Origin of the sequence: Pseudorhodoplanes sp. (assembly GCA_032027085.1) — a bacterium.
Taxonomy (GTDB): Bacteria; Pseudomonadota; Alphaproteobacteria; order Rhizobiales; family Xanthobacteraceae; genus Pseudorhodoplanes.
On the sequence record JAVSMS010000001.1, the window covers coordinates 4,463,443 to 4,484,420 of the forward strand.

The window sequence follows — 20,978 nt, forward strand, 5'->3', positions numbered from 1 at the left end:
GGATTCGCCGCAGGGAAAGCGGTCGCCGGTAGCCGGCTGCCTCCCGGTGCGCCGTTAACCTTAACAAGATATTAAAAAATACCGCGCCGTGCCCGATTTGTACTAGGAATCCCATGGGGCGGGCACAGCCAGAACAAGCCGGGCTTTCCGGCGCGGTTGTCGCGCAGTGACTTGTTGTGTCGGTTAGGGGGTTGAACATGAAGAGGCTTACGGGGTTATTTGGACGAACCGCACATTCCAACGGCAGCGCAAGTTCAGCGCTTGCAGATACGGCATCGCAGCCGCCGGTCACCATTCAATCGCCAATCGACGAAGCCGGCCTTGAGAATCTCGGCAGCCGCATCGGCGCCGCCAACGAAGGCTTGCGCGGACTGCTGATCGAAGCCTCCCGCAAATTCGAGGAACTCGACGCGCTGAAGTCGACATTCGGCAATATCGTCACCCCCGTCGGCGATATGCTGCGCGAACTCGAGCAGGAAAAGTCGCAGAACGCGAGTCTGCGCAATCTGCTGGCCGAAGTGCGATCCAACCTCGACGCATTGCGCGCCGAGCACGTCCAGACCGAAAAAGAGCGCGCCACGCTCAAGCAGGACAACACCCTGCTGCGGCAGGAAATCGGCGCCGTCCGTCAAGAAGCGCAAGCGCTGGATTCGGTGCGCGCGCAACTGGCCGACGAAGTCACGGCCCAGCACAGTCAGATCGTTCAGCTCGAGCGGCAACTCAGCGCCGAAACCACGCAGCATCGGGCGCTTGCGGACGCGCATCGGCAATTGACCGATGAAATTCAGGCCGCCGACAAGAAAGCGGTGCGTCTCGAGGCGGATATTCGCGGCCTGCAGGAAAAGCTCGTCCTGACAGACGAGGAGAGGCAGTCGCTGCAGACCTCGCTGGATCAGAGCATCGCAGACGCCTCGCGCGTGGCGCGCCGTCTGAGTGAAACGGAAACTCTTCTGGGCAACGCCCGCAGCAAGATCAGCGATCTGGAAGCGGCCGTCACCAATGGCGAAGCCGAACGCAATGCACTGCAGCTCCGCTTTGACGAGGCGAACGAGCAGCACCAGACTGAAACATCCGCCCTGTCAAACCGTCTGGGCTCGGTGCAGTCGCGCGCGGCGGCTTCGGAAAAACTGCTCGCCGAGGTGCGGCAGGCGCTTGCGGAGCGCACCGAGGAAAGCCGGGAATGGGAGCGCAAGGCAACGGAGGCAGAAACCGCGCGCATCACAACCGAAAAGAAGCTGCAACAGATCGAAGCCGACAACGAGGCTTTGGAGCAGCAGCTTGCCGAGCTGACCCAATCGCGCGCGACGCTGATGGAACGCTCCAGTGCAGTCAGCAAGACCTTGAAGCAGCGCGAAGCGGCGCTGGCCCGCGCCGAGGAAAAGAACGCCGCACTCGCCGAGCGCGTCAAGCAGCTTGAAAGCGATCACTACGTACTGCGCGAGGCCGACGAAAAGCGTCTGGCAGAACTCAATGCCACCCTCAGCCGCGAGCGCATGGCCCGCGCCGTCGCCGAAGGTGCACTGGCCTCCTCGCGCCGCGACTTCGCTCGTGTCCAGCAGGAAATCGCCAACATCAATACGCAAAAGACAGTGAAAACGGCGCAAACTCCGGCAACGCTGGCAAAACGGGTCAAATCCAATTTTGGCAAGACCCCTGCCCCAACCAGCGAGCCTGCCTCGAAAAGCCGGAACCCCAAGAAGCCGGCCGAGGATCAAGTCGCGAAGAACTGATCAGATTGTTGCCCAGCCAGCAAACGGCGCCGGCCAGGCCGGCGCCGTTTTCGTTTGTGATCAGCTTGCCGCCTTGCGATTGACTTTGCTCTCGGCGACCGAGGTCAGCTTCTTGTCCGCGGCCTTTTCCTCCTCCAGCGTCTTTTGCAGGATTGTGGCGCAATCATCGCGGCCCAGTTGATGTGCCCACGCGACCAGCGTTCCATAGCGCGTGATTTCGTAGTGCTCGACGGCCTGCGCCGCAGCGATGATCGCCGCATCGAGAACTTCCTTATCGTCGACTTCGCCGGCAATCTCATCGGCTTCTTCGATGATGCCGTCGATGGCCGGACAATCCACGCCCTGCGGCTGCGTGCCATGCAGCTTGAAAACCTGTTCGAGGCGCGCGACGTGGTTTTTTGTTTCCTCGAGATGGCTTTTCAAGCCCTTCGACAAATCCTTGTCGGAAACTTTCTCGATCATGTCGGGCAGGGATTTCAGGATCTGGTTCTCGGCGTAATAAATGTCCTGGAGCGTGTGGACAAAGAGATCGTCCATGTTCTTGATGTCGGCAGAAAACAGGCCCATGACCGGTTCCTTTCTGTTTGCAGTCTGGATTTGCGTTGAAGGCAAGAAGCGATTGAGCACTTCCCGTGCCGATCAACGTGCTCGCCCCACCAGCGTTCCGGCGCCGCGTTCGATATCGTGGAACCTCCGGCGCCATGCTGCGTTTTGCATTGCAGCGCAATTCAGGACCGAACCCGATGTCGCCGTTCCCTACCCGCGCGTCGCAATGCCGACGCAATGCCTATTATTGCCGGATGCTCGCGATTGACGCGATCAGCACCGCCGACCGCGTCTGTCTGAGGACCATGCAGCGCGCGTGGCTGGCGCTGGCAGAAAACGAAGACTGGCTGAACGGCATGGCGACCGGCGAGATATCACCAGGAGCAATCCGACATGGCCCGCACATCCCGCAGCCAAAGATCTGACTTCATCACCACCATCACCGACACAATAGCCAGCCATCCGCGGCTCAGCGCCGCGGTCGCATTTCAGATGGGCGTGCTGCTGGGCCAGGCGATGAATAACCGCACGGGCACAATGAGGGCGCTGCGGCGGGGCATCGAAGCGGCACCAGGCGCGCTCGCCTCCGCCTTGCCGGACTTCGGCTTTTTCGACAGCAAGACCCCGCAGCCGACGCCAAAACGCCGCCGCAAAACGTCGCGCCGGCGTCGTCGGAAAGGCTGATTGCGGCATTGAACCTTCCTCGAGCGGGCCGCGACAAACGATCATCGCAACGGCAATGGCGGGGCGTGTCTTGCCATGCTCACTCGTTTGAAAGGTGAATTGCCATGAAACTCGCTTCCCTCACTCTCGCCGCCGTGATCGCTGCCACGTCACTGACCGCGCCGGCCTTCGCCGCCGGCAAAGGTTCGGGCATCGCCGCATCGCAGACGGAAGAATTCTCCGCCTCAAAGAAAAAACGCGTCTACTCGCCCTTCTACAGATATGTCGATCCCTATACGGGCGAAGTGATTACGCGATATCGCCCCGATTATCTGGTCCCGTCGAATGATTTCGACGGCGGCTATTATGCCGGCGAATATGCTTACCGTCGGGCGCTCGGCCAATGCGTCGAGGATCTCGGCTACGGTCGCTTCAAGGGCTGCTGATCATCCGGCATCGCGAGTAGAAGGCGGACCTTCGGGTCCGCTTTCATCGCATGCCTGCCGCGTGTTTTGACACGTAGGCGTGACTCGCCATCCTGCTCGTCCATGTCTAGTTTGGCTGTGACAAGACATGAGAGTGGACAAACGAGAGGTCACGATGATGTTGCGCTTGGCATCCTGCTTCTGCGCGGCCGCGTTGCTGGCAATCCCGGTTTCGGCAGCAGCGAGCGATGTCGCATCGGGACTGCATCAGGTCGACGAATGGTCATCGGCCAGCAAGCCAAAACGCAAGCGCGCGGTTACCGTCTATCCTGATTATTATCCGCCCTATCGATATGGCTGGCGCGGCGCCGATCCCTCCTTCGATCAGGACGGGCGGCCCTATCGCAATCCGTTCCCCGGCCAATGCATGGTCGATCTGGGCTACGGCCGCTTCGAAAGCTGCGACCAGGTCGGCGGACGCTGACTGCTTACGCGATAAAAAAGCCGGCCATCGCGGCCGGCTTTTCGTAATCAGCTTGGCGGCGGGAATTAGCCGCGCTTTTTGCCCTTCGGCCGATCCCAGCCGTAATAATCAAACCAGTAGTTCATCGCCCAGCCGCCGACGAACGGCACAACGCAGTTCGCGGTCGACACAAACACTTCGCGCTGAGTCAGCGGGCGGTTCACGACAATCGTGCCGACGATCGGCGACACCGCCATGCAGCCGATGGTGGCGGCACCATAGGCGAAGCCCGAATTGCTGACCGAGCCGAAGGTCTGCGCGCTGTCCTTGATCGCGAAATAGGCGCCGGTGGCGGCACCGCCGACAACGAGATTTGAGGTGGCGAGACGGGGGTCACGGACGGTCCAGGGACCGGTCCACCAATAGGCCCACGGCGCGGCCGGAGTGACGACGACTTTCGCCTTCTTCTTCGCAGCTTCCGCTGTACCGCCCATCAACATGAGGGCTGCGGCGAGCGCCGCGAAAACAGTACCGATTCTCTTCATAAACCCCCCTTTGCTGCCGGTCGGTAGGGAGCCGGTCAGACAGGACTGAATCGGCGGACAGCCCGCCGATTTCGGCGGCAGTTTGAGAATATTTGCATGCCGAAGTCGAGCCGGGTTCCATGCGTTTTTCACAAGTGTTGCAGCTAAACCACGGTTTTGCCGGCCTTTTGCCTCCCCCTGCCCGGGTCCGATCTGCGGTCCTGCATGTCCAGCCCGGCACGGACAGCGGACACATCGCCCGCCGTCAACACTGCGAATCACCGTGCCTGCAACGTCCGAATGCGGTCGCGTTGGTCAGGCTGCCCGCCGGAGACAATGCAGCGGTGACTCGCATCCACAAATGCCGCGCACAACGGCCCTCGCCGCTGCGAACTTCTATCCACGGTTCCTGCGCTTTCAGCTAGGCTATGCGAAGGTATAAGTGATTCGAGCAGCGTCGCTTCGGCCGGGCGGATACGGCGCAGGAGACTTGCACACATGAGCAAATTCGGGGGCTTTCTCGGCCGGAAAGCGGAGGCGGCGGGCGCAGACAATGCGTCGGCCAATAATGTTCCGGACAATGTCGAAAGACTTCCGCTGCGCGCTGAGGCCGGCGAGACCGAACCGATAGCTGCGATCATCAACGGCAAGGATCTCGATATCGACGACGAATTGTTCTCGCCGCTGGCGATCCAGCTCGGCGAGGAGAACGAGTCGGTGCGCAATCTCCTGATCGAGGCCACCAACAAGATACGCGAGCTCGATTCCATCCGCGACGCCTTCGGCAAGCTGGTCGAACCGGTCAGCAAGACGCTGAAAGCCTATGAGCAGGAAAAGAGCGAAAAGCTCTCGCTGCAATCCACCCTCGCCGAGTTGCGCAACGCCTACAACAAGACGCGCGGCGAACTGGCGGCCTATGAGAAGAAATCGGCGGCGCTGGAGACTGAATGCATCCGCCTGCGGCAGGATTTCTCGGTGACGCAGCAGAATTTGCGCACCGCCGAAGCCACCAAGACCGAGCAGGCGGTGGAACTGCAGAACCATCGTGCCGCCATTGCCGAACTCGACCGTCGCCTCAAGCACGAGATCGCCGAGCGCGAATCCTTCCGCGAGGAGCATCGCCGGCTGGGCGACCGCCTCGCCGCCGCCGATAAGCGCATCGTGCAGCTCGAATCCGAAGGCGACACGGCGCGCCAGAAGCTGGTCGTGGCCGAACGCGAAAAGGCAACGCTGCAATCCAATTTCGACAATGCCAGCGCCGAGACGGCACGGCTGTCGCGCAAGATCGTCGAGTCCGAAAACACCGTCGCCGCGATGCAGGGACGCGTGCGCCAGATCGAGGTGAATTTCACCGAACTCAGCGCCGACCGCGCCCGCATCGCGCAGGCGCTGGACGAGGAGCGGCAGCGTCACCAGAACGAGAGCCGCGCCCAACAGGCGCGCCTCGAGGCGCTCCAGACACGCGCCATCACCACCGAGAAGCTGCTCGACGAGGCGCGCGCCGCCTTGCTCGCGCGCGCCGAGGAAATCCGCACCTTCGAACGCCGCTCGATTGAAGCGAATTTGACGCGCAACGCCCTGGAAAGCCGGCTGAGCGAGATGCAGAACGCGGAAGCGCAACGCAATGCCGAGCTGAACGATGCCGAACAGGCGCGCATGGCGCTGAACGAGCGCGTCGCGGCCCTGACCAAGGCGGTGAAGACCCGCGAAACCGCACTCGCGCGCGCAGAAGAGCGCATCGCCATGCTCAGCGACCGCGTCTCGCGGCTGGAAAGCGAGTTGCAGGCCAACAGCTACGGCGCCGAGAAGCAGATCGAGGAACTCACCTCCGCTCTGCAGCGCGAACGCGCCGAACGGGCGATGGCGGAAGGTGCGCTGGAAACCGGGCGCCGCGATCTCGCCCGTCTTCTGCGCGAAGTCGCGGCCCTGCAGCAGGACCGCGCCAACGGCGAGCTCGATCCGCGCTTCTTCACCGCGGCGTAAGCGACATTCGTTTCGGGGTTGGGGCAAGTCGCCGGGCGCAAGCCCGGCGATTTTGTTTTTTGGTTTTCCTCTCCCCGCCCTGCCGGAAGTCGGAAGGAGGTGGCGAGCAGCGGAGCTGCCAGCCGAATGATGAGGCGCTCCAAAAGACACGTGCCGGTGAGACGCTCCCACCCGCCGGCCTCTTGCTAATGCTTCGGGTCGCCCCTGCGACAGCGGGAACCCATATTCCAAAGCGCATCTGTGGTCATGGACCCGCTTGTGCGGAGGCGACTTTTCGCCCGCATGGAGCGAGGAGGAATGTGGGATTGCAAACAAGCGATGATGCAGCCCGGATTTCGCTTCGCTCCATCCGGGCTCCGGACTAGAAGGGCAAGTGCCGATTCACTGAAGACCCCCAATGCCCAGCTTCCCTCCGCAACAGGACACCGCGCTGAAAGCCGTCTCCGCCTGGCTGAATGACAAGCCGGGAGTGAGCGCGCCGCAGACCTTTCGCCTTTTCGGCTATGCCGGCACCGGCAAGACCACACTGGCGCGCCACATCGCCGACGAAGCCGACGGCAAGGTGCTGTTCGCCGCCTTCACCGGCAAGGCGGCGCAGGTGATGCGGCAGAAGGGCTGCTACAACGCCTCCACCATCCACAGCCTCATCTACAAGCCGCGCGATCTGATGGACGAAGTTCCAAGCTTCGAATTGTGGGACGATGCCCCCGCCTCGAAAGCGAAGCTCATCATCATCGACGAATGTTCGATGGTGGATGCCGAACTCGGGCGCGATCTGCTCTCCTTCGGGGTGCCGCTCTTGGTGCTCGGCGATCCGGCGCAGTTGCCGCCGATCCAGGGCGGCGGTTTCTTCACCAACGCCGAGCCTGACGCCATGCTGACCGAGGTGCACCGGCAGGCGAAGGACGATCCGATCGTGCGGCTCTCCATGGATATCCGCGAAGGCCGCGCGCTCGCGCCCGGCAACTATGGCGAGACACATGTTGTGACGAAGAGTGCGCTCGATCCGCAGCGCGTGATCGACGCCGAGCAGGTGCTGGTCGGACGCAACAACACGCGGCGCGCCTACAACCTGCGCCTGCGAGAGCGGCGCGGCATTGAAGACCCCTTGCCCGTCTCCGGCGATCGCCTCGTGTGTCTGCGCAACAACCGCAAGAAGGGCTTGTTCAATGGCGGGCTGTGGACCGTGCGCGAGCGCGGTGGACGCAAGACCGGGCTGATGACGATGCGGCTGCGGCCCGAGGGCTCGGTCGGCACGCGCGGTATCAAGGTGACGGTGCGGCCGGAATGCTTTCTCGGCGGCATCGAGGACTTCGAGTGGAGCCAGCGCAAGCCATATGACGAGTTCGATTACGGCTATGTGCTGACCGTGCACAAAGCGCAGGGCTCGCAATGGGACGATGTGGTCCTGTTTGACGAATCCTTCGCCTTCCAGGACAGCCGCACGCAATGGCTCTATACCGGGATCACGCGGGCGGCGAAGAAGCTGACGCTTGTGCTCGCCTAGTGCAAGGCACATCCTTCCGATTGATCATCGGGATTCCCCTCAAAGGCCTGTTAGAGTTACCTTCCAATCAGGGACTCAGATGGCCGCCGAACCGCAAAATACCGAACTGATCCAGGTCGTGGCACTGCTTGCCGCCGGTGTCGTGTCAGTGCCGATCTTCAAGCGGCTCGGGCTCGGCTCCGTGCTCGGCTACCTCACGGCCGGCCTGATCATCGGCCCCTACGGCCTGAAGCTATTTTCCGACCCGCAGGCGATCCTGCATGTCGCCGAACTCGGTGTGGTGATGTTCCTGTTCGTGATCGGGCTGGAGATGCAGCCCTCGCGGCTGTGGTCCCTGCGCGGCGATATTTTCGGGCTCGGCGCAGCACAGGTTCTGGTCTGCGGTGCATTGCTCACCGCGCTCGGGATCGCGGCGGGTTTTCCGCCCGCGGCCGCCTTCATCGCCGCCATGGGCTTCGTGCTCACCTCAACCGCCATCGTGATGCAGATTCTCGACGAACGCGGCATCACCTCGACCGAACGCGGGCAGCGCATGGTGTCGATCCTGCTACTCGAGGATCTGGCAATCGTGCCGCTGCTGGCGCTGGTGGCGCTATTGTCGCCGAGCGCGGCGGCAGCCGGCGGCGGCTTTCACTGGCAAACCATCGCCATTGCGCTCGGCTCGCTCGCGGCCTTGGTGCTGGCGGGACGCTATCTGCTCAATCCGATGTTTCGTTTGCTCGCCGACGCGCATGCGCGCGAAGTATTGACCGCCGCGGCACTATTGGTAGTGCTGGGATCGGCGCTGGCGATGCAGCTCGGCGGCCTGTCGATGGCAATGGGCGCGTTTCTCGCCGGCGTGCTGCTGTCCGAATCGACGTTCCGCCACCAACTCGAGGCGGACATCGAGCCGTTCCGAGGCATCCTGCTGGGACTATTTTTTCTCAGCGTCGGCATGTCGCTCGACCTCTCGGTGATGGCGGCGAACTGGCAGATCATCCTGCTCGCCGTGTTCAGCTATATGCTGACGAAAGCCGCCGGCATCTTTGCGGTGGCGCGGCTGTTCCGCGCCTCGCAGCGCGAGTCCATCTACCGCGCGGCTTTGTTCGCGCAGGGCGGCGAATTCGCCTTCGTGCTTTATGCCGCCGCGACCTCCGCGGGAATTTTCGACGCCCGCATCAATGCGATCCTGACCGCGACCATCATCGTCTCCATGGCGCTGACGCCGATCGGCCTGATCGTTCTCACCCGTCTGCTGCCGAAAGCACGCCAATCCATGGAGGGCGTCGAGGAAGCCAACAATCTCGCCGGCAATATCCTCATCATCGGTTTCGGCCGCTTCGGACAGGTGGTGAGCCAGTGGTTCCTCGCGCGCGGCTGCGACATCGCCATCATCGATACCGACACCGACATGATCCGCAGCGCCGCCGATTTCGGCTTCAAGATCTATTACGGCGACGGCACGCGGCTCGACGTGCTACGCGCCTCAGGCGCCGGCGAGGCCAGGATGATCGCGGTCTGCATCGACGACCGGCGGGCGGCGAACAAGATTCTAGAACTCGCCAAGGCGGAATTTCCGCTGGCGCAAATTCTGGTGCGCTCCTTCGACCGCGAACACGCGCTCGAACTGATCCACGCCGGCGTCGATTACCAGATCCGCGAATTGTTCGGCTCGGCGATGGCCTTCGGCGAGGAAGCCTTGCGGCGCCTGGAGGTGCCCAAGGACGAGGTGGCCGAGATCGGCGAACGGTTGCGCCAGCGCGACGCCGAGCGGGTGTCACTGGAGGTCGCGGGCGGGCTGGCGGCCGGGAGGGCGCTGATCCAGGGCAATGTGCCGAAACCGACGCCGTTCACGCCTCCGAAACGCCCGGCGCGTCCGCTCAGCGAGGAAACCGCAAGCATCGCCGCATCGAAACCGGACGCCCCCTCCGACCCAGGTTGATACTAATCAAAGACCGGCGGCGGTCGCCCCGGCATATTGCTGCGCATGACAGCCGACCTGACGCTGCTTGAGCGCAACGTTCCGCGCTACACCTCTTATCCTACGGCCCCGCATTTCTCGCCGCAGATCGGCGCCGAGCGTTATGCGGCCTGGCTCGCCGCGCTGCCAGCGGAAGCGACGCTGTCGCTCTATCTGCACGTGCCCTTCTGCGTCCAGCTTTGCCATTATTGCGGCTGCAACACCAAGGCGACGCGGCAGCGCGGGCCGGTTGACGCCTATGCGGAACATCTGCTGGCGGAAATCAAGCTGATCGGGGCGCTCATCGGACCCCGCAAGGCGGTGCATCTGCATTGGGGCGGTGGCACGCCGTCGATCCTCGGCGAGGACTGGCTCCGGCGCGTCGTCGACGCTTTGGGCGAGGCCTTCGACCTGTCGGCGTTGAAGGAACACAATATCGAACTCGATCCGCGCCGCGTGACGAAACCGCTGGTCGCGGCGCTAAAGGAGATCGGCGTCAACCGCGCCAGTTTGGGCGTACAGGAATTCGCGCCGCATGTGCAGCAGGAGATCGGGCGAATCCAGCCTTTCGAACTGGTCGAGCGCGTTGTTGCGATGCTTCGCGAGGTCGGTATCGACCGACTCAATTTCGACCTGATGTATGGCTTGCCGAAACAAGGCCGCGCCGATGTCACGCGCAGCGCCGAGCGCGCGGTGTCGCTCAAACCGACACGTATCGCTCTGTTCGGCTATGCGCATGTGCCGTGGTTCAAGAAACACCAGGCGCTGATCAAGGAGGCCGACCTGCCCGGCCCGCAGGAGCGGCTGCGGCAGGCGCGCATCGCCGCCGACGTATTCGAAGACGCCGGCTATCAAAGCATCGGACTGGATCACTTCGCCTTTGCCGACGACGAACTTGCCATCGCCGCGCGCGAACAGCGGCTGCACCGCAATTTCCAGGGCTACACCACCGACCGCGCCGACGCGCTGATCGGACTCGGCGCCTCGGCGATTGGAAAGCTGCCGCAAGGTTTTGTGCAGAATGCGATCGATGCCGCCGGCTATTCGTGTGCGGTAGAGTCCGGGCGGCCGGCGACAGTGAAGGGAATTGCGCTGAATGACGACGACAGGCTGCGCGCGACTCTGATCGAGCGGCTGATGTGCGATCTGCGTCTTGACCTGTCGCGCTTTGGGGGCGTCGCGCGGTTTCGCGATGAAATGAATACGCTCGTGCCGCTCGCCGATGCCGGACTGGTGAGCATTGACGATCAGACGATCGTGATCACCGATGCCGGGCGGCCGCTGGTCCGCCTCGCAGCCGCTGCGTTCGACACCTATCTACCGGCGAATCAGGCGCGGCATTCGCTGGCGGTCTGATCCGCCTTCGTCTGCTCGAAGCGATCCGCATTCGGACAGAAAGCCGGCACATGCGCGACCCGCACAGGCGCGCGTTGCAGCCAGTCATTGCAGATATCGCCGGCGCTGCAGCCTTGGCAGGTGCGGATGGCCGCAACGAGATCAAGACCGCGCCGACTCGTGGCGAAGCGGTCCATATTAATCCCGGCCCTGTCCATCATGGCTTGCATGCTGGACATCTTGCGTTCCAAACGATCGACGAAGGACATGGCAGTCTCCAAGCCGTAGTCGGATGCAAGCTGCACCAATGGGTCGCAGCAATCCTTGATCCAGCGCAAGTCAGAATGTCGCGCGCTTCAGCCGCACGATGGCCTGGTCCAGCGCCGACAGGAACGCCGAACGGTCGCGCGGCGAGAACGGCTTCGGCCCGCCGGTGACGGCGCCAGCCGAGCGCAATTCGTCCATCAGATTGCGGGTGGCAAGCGTCAGGCCGATAGAGTCTTCGGTGAAGACGCGACCATTCGGCGCGATGACGCTGGCGCCCGCTTTGACGCCACGGCTGGCCAAGGGAATGTCGGCGGTGACGACGATCTTGCCCGGCGCGGCGCGTTCGGCGATCCAGTTGTCGGCCTCGTCCATGCCGGCAGGCACAATCACCCGCTCGATCATCGGATCGCACGGCACATTGATGAAGGAGTTGGAGACCACGAATACCTTCAATCCGTGCCGCGCCGCAACCTTATAGACCTCATTCTTCACCGGGCAGGCATCGGCGTCGACGTAGATTTCGATTGCTGTCATCGCCGCGATATGACGGGATCGGGCGGCGGAGACAAGAGCCGCATGATGAACCTGCCCCAGCCAGAGCACGACCCAAAACCATGGTCATATCCACACGCATAGTCGCCGGCTGCCTAACCGCCATGATCCTGGCCGGGGCCGGGATACCAACCACCCACGCTTCCGACGATCCCCTCACCCGCATCGTCGCGCCGAAGGACGGCGCCGGCGCCTGCTACCGGCGCGTCTATGATGCCGCGCATCTGAAGCGCAACCCCAAACAGCAGACCACCGACATCCTGCTCTCGTTCAAATATCAGGCCGACAAAGCCCATATCGAGCGCATCCTGCTAACACAGCGCGGCAATCAGCCTCCGCTCTATCTTGGCGGCGGCTGCGAATGGAGCCCCACCGCAAATATCGACACCTCCGGCAATCGCATGATCGCGACCTATACCAAGAACGCCGGTTATACCTGCATCGCGCTGACCGGACCCGGCTCCGCGGAAGAAGGCGGGGTTTTCCTCATCGATCTTTCGCCGGACGGCAAGAGCGTCACGCTGCATCTCGACGACCAGATTTATGCGATGCGCGGCGAGGACAAGCGCGGCGTCGGCAACTATGTGAAATTCGGTCGCGAGGATCGCGTGTTCAGGCTGACGCGCACGGACGACGCGGCTTGCCGTGCGCTGGAAGAGGCGTTGCCGGATTTGCCGTGAGGAAAATTCAGTAGCCCTGCATGGAGCGCGGCAAAAATGTGGGGCCGATCGCAAGGCCGCGCGGCTTTGCGGTCTGTTGAGTGAGAATGCGATTGCACGCATCAACATTGCAGATGTGTAGAATGAGTCAGCCGCGAATGTATCGTCATCGCGCACGCGCAATCTAAAACATTTGCAAAAATGAATGTGCTGCATAAAGTAACTGACATTGCGCACCTCCTAGCCAACGAGCGGAGCGCATGCCGGCCGGTCGGCCAATTCCAAAAAAACTCATCATGGAGTGAATGCGATGCTCGATCGTCGCCGTTTCCTTGGTGCGTCGGCCGCGACCCTGGCTGCTGCACCGGCTTTTGCGCAACCCGCCGTCATCGGCACCTCAACCGAGCTTATGCCCAGGGGCAACAGGCCGCGCGTCGTCATCGCCGGCGGCGGCTGGGGCGGGCTCACCGCCGCACGCCATCTGCGCGAACAGGCGCCCGATGCCGAAGTCGTCGTGCTGGAGCGCAATCCGGTCTTCTGGTCGTGCCCAATGAGCAACAAGTGGCTGATCGATGTCGTGGACACCGACTATCTGCTGCACGACATGCTGGCGCCGGCGCAGAAATACGGCTACCGGCTGGTGCAGACCGAGATCATCGGCATCGAGCGCGACAAGAAGCTGGTGCGCACCGCGCACGGCTCGCTTGCCTACGACTACCTGATCATCGCCGGCGGCATCCGCAACGCCTACGACGTCTGGTTCGGCAACGACCGCAGGGCGATCGACCAGACGCGGCAGTCATTCCCTTCCGCCTATATCCCCAACGCGGAGCACAAGGCGCTCAAGGAGAAGATCCGCAGCTTCAAGGGCGGCACCATCGTCATGACGCTGCCGCCACCGCCGCACCGCTGCCCGCCCTCGCCTTACGAGCGCGCCTGCGTCATGGCCTGGTATTTCAAGACCAACAAGATCCCGGCCAAGATCGTCATCCTCGATCCCAAGCCGCGTGTGATGCCGATTGGCGAAGGATTCAAGGCCGCGTTCCGCGAGCTTTATCCCGACATCATCCAGCACGTTCCGAATGCGGCCGTGAAAGAGGTCGATCCATTCAACAAGAAGATCGTCACGGCGGCCGGCGAATTCAAATTCGACGACGCCATCCTGATGCCGCCGCATCAGGCCTCCGACCTCGTCTGGCAGGCGGACCTGATCGGCAAAACGCCGGACGGCAAGCCGACCGGCTGGGCCGACATTCACCCGACCATGCTGCACGCGAAGAGCGACCAGAATGTCTACGTGATCGGCGACTCGATGGGTGCGGTGTCCAAGCAGTTCGGCCACTATCCCAAGAGCGGTCACGTCGCCAACTACATGGGCAAGATCGCAGCGACCTATATCGCCCAGCGCATCGCCGGCAAGGAGGTCAAGGTGCTTCTGCCCGATAATCTGTGCTTCATGCTGGTGAACGGCTCGCCGCGCGAGGCGATCTCGGTGGAATTCTCCTACGAGCTTTTGCCCGACGGCACCATCAAGCAGACGCAGAACGACATCGACCTGCGCGTACCCGAGCTGCTCGACGAAGACTTCAAGTGGGCGCACCGCATGTTCAGCGACTTCCTGACGGTCTGAGCACGATCCCGAAAAGCGGAAACCGTTTTTCGGGAAAGATCATGCGCGAACAGAAGGTCAAGCGGGATGACGATGCAGAGGAAATCATCCCGGCCTGAAAACGACATAATCGGTGCGGTGGCGGAAACGCCTACCGCACCAGTTCCCGCATCGCGCGGTCAAGCCCGTCCAGCGTCAGCGGATACATCCGCCCGCCCATGATCTGCCGCATCATGCGGATCGACTGCGTATAGTCCCATTCATTTTCCGGGACGGGATTGAGCCACACGCAGGCCGGATAAGTGCGCGTGATCCGGTTCATCCAGATCTGCCCTGCTTCCTCGTTCATGTGCTCGACCGAGCCGCCGGGCGCTGCGATCTCGTAAGGCGACATCGAGGCATCGCCGACGAAGATCACCTTGTAGTCGTGCGGATAGGTGTGCATCACGTCGAAGGTCGGCGTGGTTTCCTGCCAGCGCCGTCCGTTCTCCTTCCACACACGCTCGTAAAGGCAATTGTGGAAGTAGAAATGCTCCATGTGCTTGAATTCCGCGCGCGCCGCAGAGAAGAGCTCCTCGGTCGCCTTGATGTGCCAGTCCATCGAGCCGCCGACATCGAAGAAGAGCAGCACCTTGATCGCATTGTGCCGCTCCGGCCGCATATGGATGTCCAAATATCCCTTGCGCGCGGTGCCCTTGATGGTGCCGTCGAGATCGAGCTCGTCCGGCGCGCCGGTACGCGCGAACTTGCGCAGACGGCGCAACGCCACCTTGATATTGCGGGTGCCAAGCTCGACGTCGTCGTCAAAGTCCTTGAATTCGCGCTTGTCCCAGACCTTCACGGCGCGGCGATGCCGGCTTTCCCCGCCAATGCGGATTCCCTCGGGGTTGTAGCCGGAGTTGCCGAAGGGAGACGTGCCGCCGGTGCCGATCCATTTGCTGCCGCCCTGGTGGCGCTCTTTCTGCTCGGCGAGCCGCTTCTTCAGAGTTTCCAACAGCTTATCGAGGCCGCCGAGCGCCTCGATCTGCTTCTTCTCTTCTTCCGTCAGATATTTCTCGGTCAGCTTGCGCAGCCATTCCTCCGGGATTTCGGCGGCGGGCGCCTCCTCCATCAGGTCCAGACCGCGAAAGACATGGCCGAAGACGCGGTCGAACTTGTCGAGGTTGCGCTCGTCCTTCACCAGCAGGGCGCGGGACAGATAGTAAAAATCCTCGACCCGGCGCGAGGCGAGATCCGCCTGCATCGCCTCCATCAAACTGAGATATTCTCGCAGCGTCACCGGCACGCCGGCGGATTTCAGCTCGCTGAAAAACGAAATAAGCATGCCGGCAACATCGTCCTGTTGCACCGCAGCGTCAAGCGACGCGGTTATGCGCCTGTCAAATGCGGTGGGTGCGGATTCGACGGGCGGTCCGGGTGGCGACCCCCCTGGTGCGGCACCCATTCCGGCCGCCGGCGGCGACCGCCGTCGCAAACGCGAACGCGCCTTTTCGCTCGGGTCGTCGCCGATGCGGCCCGGCAGATGGGGGTGGATGACCGACGCAGTGGATGCAGCGCACAATTAATGGGATTCCCCAAAGCCGCAACAAACGGGGGATTGGCGGCACCCCTAAACGGCGCGCCACAGCGGCTTATCGGGCAAACAGGAACTCCGTTCAAATTCTATCGAATGGGGTCGATGAATCTTAACCCGACATTTTAGGGTTTTGTCGCAGTGCGGCATTGAAGTTTCTCCGGCACATGAGTCCCATCACACGACGGGCTCCGATGCCAGATCAGGCGATCCTCACCGCAGAAGACGTCGCTTTTGTCGACCGGCGCAGCGTTTTCACGACTGCGAGCATCGCCGGCCGATATTGGATCGCCAACAAGCGGAATCTGCGCGCCGAGCGCCGCGAATTCGCCTGTCGCACGCTTCGAATCTCGCCGCATTCGATCGCATTGACGGGGCCGGTCAAAGGCCCTGTCGGCGAACGGGTGATCGCGCATTTTGACGAAATCGGAAAGCTGGAAGGACGGATCATCCGGCTGATCCCGGAAGGCTTCGTCATGAGCGTGATGATGCCCGACGACCGCCGCGCCCGCCTCGCTGCCAAGATCGACTGGCTTGACAAGCACAGGCATTACCGACTGCCGGACGACCGCAAGCACAAGCGGATGATCCCGAAGAACCCACATTCCACTATTCTGCTCGCCGACGGCACGGTCATGGGCTGCTTCGTGATCGACATGTCGGTTTCCGGCGTTGCGGTGTCGGCCGATATCACACCGCAACTGGGCGATGTGCTCGCCGTCGGCAAGATCATTGGCCGCGTAGCGCGGCTCTTCCCAGAAGGTTTTGCGATGCGATTTGTCGAATTGCAGGATCCCGCCCTGCTTGAGCCGCGGCTGATCCAGTCGTGATGGCGCCTGCCCGCTAAGCCATCTTGGCAGTGCACAGCCGCTCACCCGGCCCTCTCCCCGTAAACAGGGCGGGAGGAAGAAGCGCGTGCCGCCCCCATATTTCTGCCCAAAGCACCGTGCTAAGCGATGGATATTGTCCCCCCCCCCGGAACCCCGCTTTCAATGTTTCGCCCCCTGCTGATCGCCGCTCTGCTCGTGTTTGCCGTGCCGGCGCTGGCGCAGACCAGTGTCGGGCCTGCGCCCGACAATGCACAGCGTCTCATTCCAGTGCCTGTGCCTGACACAGCCCCGCCCGGCTTCCGCATTGAGTGGGAGGTCAAGAACCGCTTCCGCCTGTTCAAAAACGAGGCCGATTTCCAGCGTCATGTCGCCGCCTCCCGCGGTGACGGCGTGCTCGCTGCCGAGCGGCGGCTGGCGCTGGCCAGCGACGGCCGCGGATGGGCGCGCGAGATGGTGGACAATCTGTGCGTCGACCAGTCCGGCCGCATCCCCGAATTCTGCCAGCGCGGCGGCGAACGTGAAAACTACATGGCCCCGGCGGACTATCCGGTCGGCGTTCTCGCGGCTGGCACTGTGCCGCCGGGCGCTTCCTGCGCGTGGAGCTTTGACGAGGGACAGAGCGCGCCGCGGCATGTGACCGTGCCCTGCGAAGAGGAAGTACGCCTGCGGGTGCGTGCCGGCAAGCCGACCGTTGCGGCGCTCGATGTTGGATTGCCGGACGGCACGGCGCAGCGCGTCACCGCCGACATTGTGGTGAAGGACGTGCTGATCGCCGGCATGGGCGACTCCATTGCGGCCGGCGAAGGCAATCCCGACCGCGCGGTGGCGCTTGACGACGGCGGCTTCTGCTATCGCCGTTTCCTGGCAGGCTCCACCAGCGAATATTTCCGCCCTGGACGCGCCAATTTCCGCGGCAGCAAGGCCTGCGATCAGGGCTTCTCCGCCGGTAACACGTCGGCCGACTGGGCGAAGCTGAATGCGCGCTGGTGGAGCGCAACGTGTCATCGTTCGCTCTACGGCTACCAGCTGCGCGCAGCCCTGGCGCTCGCCATCGAGCAGCCGCATGTGGCCGTGACCTTCCTGCCGCTTGCCTGCTCCGGCTCGACGATCGATCTCGGCTTCTTCAATTCGCTTCGCGCGCGCGAATGCCCGCCCACTGGACATTGCACCACCAACAATCCCTCGCAGATGTCACGTCTGAGAGAGGCGATGGATCTTGCGCGCAAGCACGACAAGGAGCGCAAGCTCGATCTCGTGCTCCTCACCATCGGCGCCAATGACATCTGGTTCGCGGGCCTTGTCGCCGACGTGATCATCGAGGCGCCGACCGAACGTACTTTGTTTGCCAAGGGCGGCATGATCATCGACGTGCCGGAGGCCGAGAAGATCCTCAACAACGACCTGCCCGGCGATTTCGCCAGGCTGCGCGCGGCACTGAAGCCCTTCGTTAGCGGCGATCTGTCGCGCGTCATCTTCGTCACCTATGGCAATCCGGCCCTGACGAATGGCGGACAAGTCTGTTCCGGCGGTCCAGGCGGCTTCGACGTGCATCCGGCCTTCAATGCCGACCCGGCGCGGCTGAAACGCGTCGCCGAATTCGTGGAGCGGAAATTCCTGCCGCGCATGCGATCGCTGGCCTTGTGCGAAGGCAAGAACTGCAAGGACACCGCGACCGAGCGCATGACTTTCGTGGATTCGCATCAGGATGCTTTTGCCTACCACGGTTTCTGCGCGCGCGCGGAAACCGACCCACCTTTCGATCGTTCCTGCTTCACCGAGAAAGGCGACGGTTTTGAAAACAATCCCGCGGTCGCCGCCACCGACCCGATGAGGTGCGAGTTCCGCGCACGCGATTTCCGGCCTTATGCGCCGCGCGCGCGCTGGGTCCGCACTGCAAATGACAGCTATTTCACCGCCATGACCTTCCCGGAAGGCATTTCGCCGGTACTGCAGCCGAGCGATCTGCATGACGCGACCTGGGGCGCGACCTCGGCGGTCTACGGCGGCGCCATTCATCCCACGGCTGAAGGTCATGCTGCGATGGCCGATGCGGCATTGCCAGCCGTGCGCGGTCTGCTCGAACTGCCGGCCCCGCCTGAAATTCGCATCGAGCCGCTGGCGCCGCTCAAGATTCCTGCGGCAGAGTAAGCCCGTTCACCGCGGCAACGACCGTCCAAATAACAAGCGCAACAATCCACGCCGCGGTCTGAGCAAGCCGATCCCCCTCCGCAGATGAAGACGCGCCCGGGCCGCCAGCCAGCGCGAGAACGCCCGCCGCATCAAGACCTCGACATCACCGTGCCGGGACAGCAGATCCCAATTCCCTCCCTCCGGCAAAATTCGCCTCCATCGCCAGGTCCATCGCCCGGCAATCTTGCGTCGAGCGTAAAATGAGGCAATTTTATTATTCTGATTGCTTTGATAAGAATTACTTTGATATGCGCAGTCTCAATCTCGACCAGCTCCGCACGCTGATGGAAGTCGTCGCGTTCGGCAGTTTCTCCGCAGCGGCGCGCAGCCTGCATCTCAGCCAGCCTGCCATCAGCCTGCAGATCCGCGAATTGGAAAGCCGCTTTGGGGTCGCGCTATTGCACCGGGTCGGCAAGCGCGCAACGGCCACGGCCGCCGGCCGCGATTTGATCGACCATGCGAGTCATCTGCTCGAAGCGGAATATCGTGCACAAGCTGCGATGCGGCGACACAAGGAAGGGCGGCTTGGCCGCGTGCATATCGGCACCGGTGCGACCACACTCATTTATCTGCTGCCGCCGATCCTGCGCCGCTTGCGCACGGCCTATCCGGACATCGACATTGCGGTGACCACCGGCACGACTCCTGACATCACCGACAGGATGTTGAACGGGAGAATCGATCTCGGTCTGGTGACATTGCCGGTCGACGAGCGCGCCTTCAGTGTTCAACCGCTACGCAAGGATGCGTTGGTTGCCATTTTTCCCGTGAAGACAAAGAACGTGCCGGACAAAATCACGCCCGCGACCATCGCCAATGCCCCGCTGATCCTGGAGGATGCGCACGCCAATCACAGCCGGCTGGTCCGTGAATGGCTGCATGCGAAAGGCCTGGACGCGCGTCCGGCGATGGAATTGGACAGCATCGAGGCGATCAAGACCGTCGTGAGGGCCGGACTGGGAATATCGATCGTGCCCAGCCAGGCGGTGATGCAGGCGAAACGGGAATTCATCGTCCGCCGGCTTAGTCCGCCGCTGCAGTCTGCGCTCGCGCTCATCAATCGTCGCGACCGGCCTTTGGACGACGCCGCAACGATCGTCATGAAGGAGTTGCGGGTCCTCGTATCGCGGAGATGACGTCGGGACAGATTGTCAGGTGACGCCCAGCTTCTTTTGCAGGCTGGTCGACGATGTCGTGTACTGGAAGGTCAGTTTCTTGTCTGGGAACACGTAGCGATGTGCCTTCTGCGCCATCAGCGCCCCTTCATGAAAACCGCACAGAATCAGCTTCAGTTTGCCCGGATAAGTGTTGATGTCGCCGATGGCAAAAATGCCCGGCACGCTGGTCTCAAAATTCTCGGTGTTGACCTCAATCAACTCGTTGTCACTCAGCTTCAGTCCCCAGTCGGCGACCGGCCCGAGCTTCATTGTCAGCCCGAAGAAGGGCAGGATGGCATCACAGGCGATGCTCGATGTCGTGCCGTCATTGTACTTGATGATCGCCGCGGTGACCTGGCCGTTCGCGCCTTCGAGCGCCGTCGCCTGCCCGATCGCGAGCTTGATTTTCCCCTCCGCGACCAGCGCTTTCATCTTGTTGACACTGTCCGGCGCGGCGCGGAACTCGTCGCGCCGATGCAGCAGCGTCAATTCGCCGGCGATCGGCGCGAGATTGAGCGTCCAGTCGAGCGCGCTGTCCCCGCCGCCGGCAATGAGAAGCCGCTTGCCGCGGAAGATATCCATCTTGCGCACGGCGTAGTGCACCGACTTCTCTTCATAGGCTTCGATGCCGGGGATCGGCGGACGCTTGGGCTGGAACGAGCCGCCGCCGGCCGCGACCACCACCACCTTGACCTCAAAAACCTTGCCTTGGTCGGTGGTGACACGAAACAGCGGATCGCCATTCTTCTCGATGGTCTGCACCATCTCGCCAAAATGGAATGTCGGACCGAACGGCTTGATCTGTTCAAGCAAGGCCTTGGTCAGACCGTCACCGGTGACCATCGGGATCGCCGGAATGTCGTAAATCGGCTTTTCCGGATAGAGCTCGGCGCATTGTCCGCCCGGCCTGTCGAGGATGTCGACCAGATGCGCCTTGATGTCGAGCAGGCCGAGCTCGAACACAGCGAACAAGCCGCAGGGACCCGCGCCAATGATTAGAACGTCGGTCTTAATCGGCTCGCTCAT

20 protein-coding genes are annotated in these 20,978 nt (G+C 62.5%); 14 read left to right on the forward strand and 6 right to left on the reverse strand.

Features of this window, described 5'->3' with window-relative positions; genetic code table 11:
• Window positions 1-197: 197 nt before the first annotated feature.
• Window positions 198-1,730 carry a hypothetical protein gene (locus tag RO009_21895; GenBank protein MDT3687688.1) on the forward strand — a complete coding sequence of 511 codons (1,533 nt, stop codon included), beginning with the start codon at window positions 198-200 and terminating at the stop codon, window positions 1,728-1,730.
• A gap of 60 nt (window positions 1,731-1,790) precedes the next feature.
• Here the strand turns inward: RO009_21895 and RO009_21900 are convergent, their stop codons facing one another.
• The gene (locus tag RO009_21900) at window positions 1,791-2,297 is read right to left on the reverse strand and encodes a ferritin-like domain-containing protein (GenBank protein ID MDT3687689.1); all 507 of its coding nucleotides are present in this window, start codon (window positions 2,295-2,297) and stop codon (window positions 1,791-1,793) included.
• A gap of 134 nt (window positions 2,298-2,431) precedes the next feature.
• On the opposite strand from RO009_21900, the gene RO009_21905 reads away from it, so the two are divergent.
• The 4 genes from RO009_21905 to RO009_21920 all read left to right on the forward strand — a co-directional run bounded on the left by RO009_21905 (window position 2,432) and on the right by RO009_21920 (window position 3,848).
• Window positions 2,432-2,701 carry a hypothetical protein gene (locus RO009_21905; GenBank protein MDT3687690.1) on the forward strand — a complete coding sequence of 90 codons (270 nt, stop codon included), beginning with the start codon at window positions 2,432-2,434 and terminating at the stop codon, window positions 2,699-2,701.
• On the forward strand, window positions 2,670-2,960 hold the full coding sequence (locus RO009_21910) for a hypothetical protein (GenBank protein ID MDT3687691.1): 291 nt from the start codon (window positions 2,670-2,672) through the stop codon (window positions 2,958-2,960). Before RO009_21905 ends, RO009_21910 begins: the two co-directional genes overlap by 32 nt.
• 104 nt (window positions 2,961-3,064) lie before the next feature.
• Window positions 3,065-3,385: a hypothetical protein gene (locus RO009_21915; protein ID MDT3687692.1), complete on the forward strand. Its 321-nt coding sequence runs from the start codon at window positions 3,065-3,067 to the stop codon at window positions 3,383-3,385.
• Between the two features lie 154 nt (window positions 3,386-3,539).
• Window positions 3,540-3,848, forward strand: coding sequence for a hypothetical protein (locus tag RO009_21920; protein ID MDT3687693.1), 309 nt, complete (start codon window positions 3,540-3,542; stop codon window positions 3,846-3,848).
• A gap of 65 nt (window positions 3,849-3,913) precedes the next feature.
• Here RO009_21920 and RO009_21925 read toward each other — a convergent pair whose 3' ends face one another.
• The gene (locus RO009_21925) at window positions 3,914-4,372 is read right to left on the reverse strand and encodes a hypothetical protein (protein ID MDT3687694.1); all 459 of its coding nucleotides are present in this window, start codon (window positions 4,370-4,372) and stop codon (window positions 3,914-3,916) included.
• A gap of 477 nt (window positions 4,373-4,849) precedes the next feature.
• Between RO009_21925 and RO009_21930 the strand changes: the two genes are divergently transcribed.
• The 4 genes from RO009_21930 (at window position 4,850) to hemN (ending at window position 11,136) form a co-directional block, all read left to right on the forward strand.
• Window positions 4,850-6,334, forward strand: a complete 1,485-nt coding sequence (locus tag RO009_21930; protein ID MDT3687695.1) for a hypothetical protein — start codon at window positions 4,850-4,852, stop codon at window positions 6,332-6,334.
• Between the two features lie 397 nt (window positions 6,335-6,731).
• Window positions 6,732-7,841: an ATP-dependent RecD-like DNA helicase gene (locus tag RO009_21935; GenBank protein MDT3687696.1), complete on the forward strand. Its 1,110-nt coding sequence runs from the start codon at window positions 6,732-6,734 to the stop codon at window positions 7,839-7,841.
• Window positions 7,842-7,920: 79 nt separating this feature from the next.
• On the forward strand, window positions 7,921-9,762 hold the full coding sequence (locus RO009_21940) for a monovalent cation:proton antiporter-2 (CPA2) family protein (protein ID MDT3687697.1): 1,842 nt from the start codon (window positions 7,921-7,923) through the stop codon (window positions 9,760-9,762).
• 45 nt (window positions 9,763-9,807) lie between these two features.
• Complete coding sequence (gene hemN, locus RO009_21945) at window positions 9,808-11,136, forward strand: oxygen-independent coproporphyrinogen III oxidase (GenBank protein MDT3687698.1); 1,329 nt, start codon at window positions 9,808-9,810, stop codon at window positions 11,134-11,136.
• Here the strand turns inward: hemN and RO009_21950 are convergent.
• Both RO009_21950 and RO009_21955 read right to left on the reverse strand, forming a co-directional pair.
• Window positions 11,109-11,384 carry a DUF6455 family protein gene (locus tag RO009_21950; protein MDT3687699.1) on the reverse strand — a complete coding sequence of 92 codons (276 nt, stop codon included), beginning with the start codon at window positions 11,382-11,384 and terminating at the stop codon, window positions 11,109-11,111. The genes hemN and RO009_21950 overlap by 28 nt on opposite strands.
• A gap of 70 nt (window positions 11,385-11,454) precedes the next feature.
• Window positions 11,455-11,916, reverse strand: a complete 462-nt coding sequence (locus RO009_21955) for a YaiI/YqxD family protein (protein ID MDT3687700.1) — start codon at window positions 11,914-11,916, stop codon at window positions 11,455-11,457.
• Between the two features lie 80 nt (window positions 11,917-11,996).
• Between RO009_21955 and RO009_21960 the strand changes: the two genes are divergently transcribed.
• Window positions 11,997-12,614 carry a hypothetical protein gene (locus tag RO009_21960; GenBank protein MDT3687701.1) on the forward strand — a complete coding sequence of 206 codons (618 nt, stop codon included), beginning with the start codon at window positions 11,997-11,999 and terminating at the stop codon, window positions 12,612-12,614.
• 289 nt (window positions 12,615-12,903) lie between these two features.
• Window positions 12,904-14,223 (forward strand): FAD/NAD(P)-binding oxidoreductase, encoded by a 1,320-nt coding sequence (locus RO009_21965; GenBank protein MDT3687702.1) that lies wholly within the window; start codon window positions 12,904-12,906, stop codon window positions 14,221-14,223.
• Between the two features lie 130 nt (window positions 14,224-14,353).
• Here the strand turns inward: RO009_21965 and RO009_21970 are convergent, their stop codons facing one another.
• Window positions 14,354-15,526 (reverse strand): VWA domain-containing protein, encoded by a 1,173-nt coding sequence (locus RO009_21970; protein MDT3687703.1) that lies wholly within the window; start codon window positions 15,524-15,526, stop codon window positions 14,354-14,356.
• Between the two features lie 443 nt (window positions 15,527-15,969).
• On the opposite strand from RO009_21970, the gene RO009_21975 reads away from it, so the two are divergent.
• From RO009_21975 to RO009_21985, 3 genes are all read left to right on the forward strand, one after another.
• Window positions 15,970-16,605, forward strand: coding sequence for a PilZ domain-containing protein (locus RO009_21975; GenBank protein ID MDT3687704.1), 636 nt, complete (start codon window positions 15,970-15,972; stop codon window positions 16,603-16,605).
• Window positions 16,606-16,767: 162 nt separating this feature from the next.
• A complete protein-coding gene (locus RO009_21980) occupies window positions 16,768-18,753 on the forward strand; it encodes a hypothetical protein (protein MDT3687705.1) in 1,986 nt (661 codons plus the stop codon).
• Window positions 18,754-19,043: 290 nt separating this feature from the next.
• Window positions 19,044-19,931 carry a LysR family transcriptional regulator gene (locus RO009_21985; protein ID MDT3687706.1) on the forward strand — a complete coding sequence of 296 codons (888 nt, stop codon included), beginning with the start codon at window positions 19,044-19,046 and terminating at the stop codon, window positions 19,929-19,931.
• A 15-nt stretch (window positions 19,932-19,946) separates the two neighbouring features.
• Here RO009_21985 and RO009_21990 read toward each other — a convergent pair whose 3' ends face one another.
• On the reverse strand, window positions 19,947-20,978 hold the full coding sequence (locus RO009_21990; GenBank protein MDT3687707.1) for an NAD(P)/FAD-dependent oxidoreductase: 1,032 nt from the start codon (window positions 20,976-20,978) through the stop codon (window positions 19,947-19,949).

What these genes read in the sequence shown, in the direction of transcription:
- RO009_21895 (MDT3687688.1), top strand. Translation starts at nt 198, where the DNA reads ATGAAGAGGCTTACGGGGTTATTTGGACGAACCGCACATTCCAACGGC.
- RO009_21900 (MDT3687689.1), bottom strand. Translation starts at nt 2,297, where the DNA reads ATGGGCCTGTTTTCTGCCGACATCAAGAACATGGACGATCTCTTTGTC.
- RO009_21905 (MDT3687690.1), top strand. Translation starts at nt 2,432, where the DNA reads ATGCTGCGTTTTGCATTGCAGCGCAATTCAGGACCGAACCCGATGTCG.
- RO009_21910 (MDT3687691.1), top strand. Translation starts at nt 2,670, where the DNA reads ATGGCCCGCACATCCCGCAGCCAAAGATCTGACTTCATCACCACCATC.
- RO009_21915 (MDT3687692.1), top strand. Translation starts at nt 3,065, where the DNA reads ATGAAACTCGCTTCCCTCACTCTCGCCGCCGTGATCGCTGCCACGTCA.
- RO009_21920 (MDT3687693.1), top strand. Translation starts at nt 3,540, where the DNA reads ATGATGTTGCGCTTGGCATCCTGCTTCTGCGCGGCCGCGTTGCTGGCA.
- RO009_21925 (MDT3687694.1), bottom strand. Translation starts at nt 4,372, where the DNA reads ATGAAGAGAATCGGTACTGTTTTCGCGGCGCTCGCCGCAGCCCTCATG.
- RO009_21930 (MDT3687695.1), top strand. Translation starts at nt 4,850, where the DNA reads ATGAGCAAATTCGGGGGCTTTCTCGGCCGGAAAGCGGAGGCGGCGGGC.
- RO009_21935 (MDT3687696.1), top strand. Translation starts at nt 6,732, where the DNA reads ATGCCCAGCTTCCCTCCGCAACAGGACACCGCGCTGAAAGCCGTCTCC.
- RO009_21940 (MDT3687697.1), top strand. Translation starts at nt 7,921, where the DNA reads ATGGCCGCCGAACCGCAAAATACCGAACTGATCCAGGTCGTGGCACTG.
- hemN (MDT3687698.1), top strand. Translation starts at nt 9,808, where the DNA reads ATGACAGCCGACCTGACGCTGCTTGAGCGCAACGTTCCGCGCTACACC.
- RO009_21950 (MDT3687699.1), bottom strand. Translation starts at nt 11,384, where the DNA reads ATGTCCTTCGTCGATCGTTTGGAACGCAAGATGTCCAGCATGCAAGCC.
- RO009_21955 (MDT3687700.1), bottom strand. Translation starts at nt 11,916, where the DNA reads ATGACAGCAATCGAAATCTACGTCGACGCCGATGCCTGCCCGGTGAAG.
- RO009_21960 (MDT3687701.1), top strand. Translation starts at nt 11,997, where the DNA reads ATGGTCATATCCACACGCATAGTCGCCGGCTGCCTAACCGCCATGATC.
- RO009_21965 (MDT3687702.1), top strand. Translation starts at nt 12,904, where the DNA reads ATGCTCGATCGTCGCCGTTTCCTTGGTGCGTCGGCCGCGACCCTGGCT.
- RO009_21970 (MDT3687703.1), bottom strand. Translation starts at nt 15,526, where the DNA reads ATGCTTATTTCGTTTTTCAGCGAGCTGAAATCCGCCGGCGTGCCGGTG.
- RO009_21975 (MDT3687704.1), top strand. Translation starts at nt 15,970, where the DNA reads ATGCCAGATCAGGCGATCCTCACCGCAGAAGACGTCGCTTTTGTCGAC.
- RO009_21980 (MDT3687705.1), top strand. Translation starts at nt 16,768, where the DNA reads ATGTTTCGCCCCCTGCTGATCGCCGCTCTGCTCGTGTTTGCCGTGCCG.
- RO009_21985 (MDT3687706.1), top strand. Translation starts at nt 19,044, where the DNA reads ATGCGCAGTCTCAATCTCGACCAGCTCCGCACGCTGATGGAAGTCGTC.
- RO009_21990 (MDT3687707.1), bottom strand. Translation starts at nt 20,978, where the DNA reads ATGAGCGAGCCGATTAAGACCGACGTTCTAATCATTGGCGCGGGTCCC.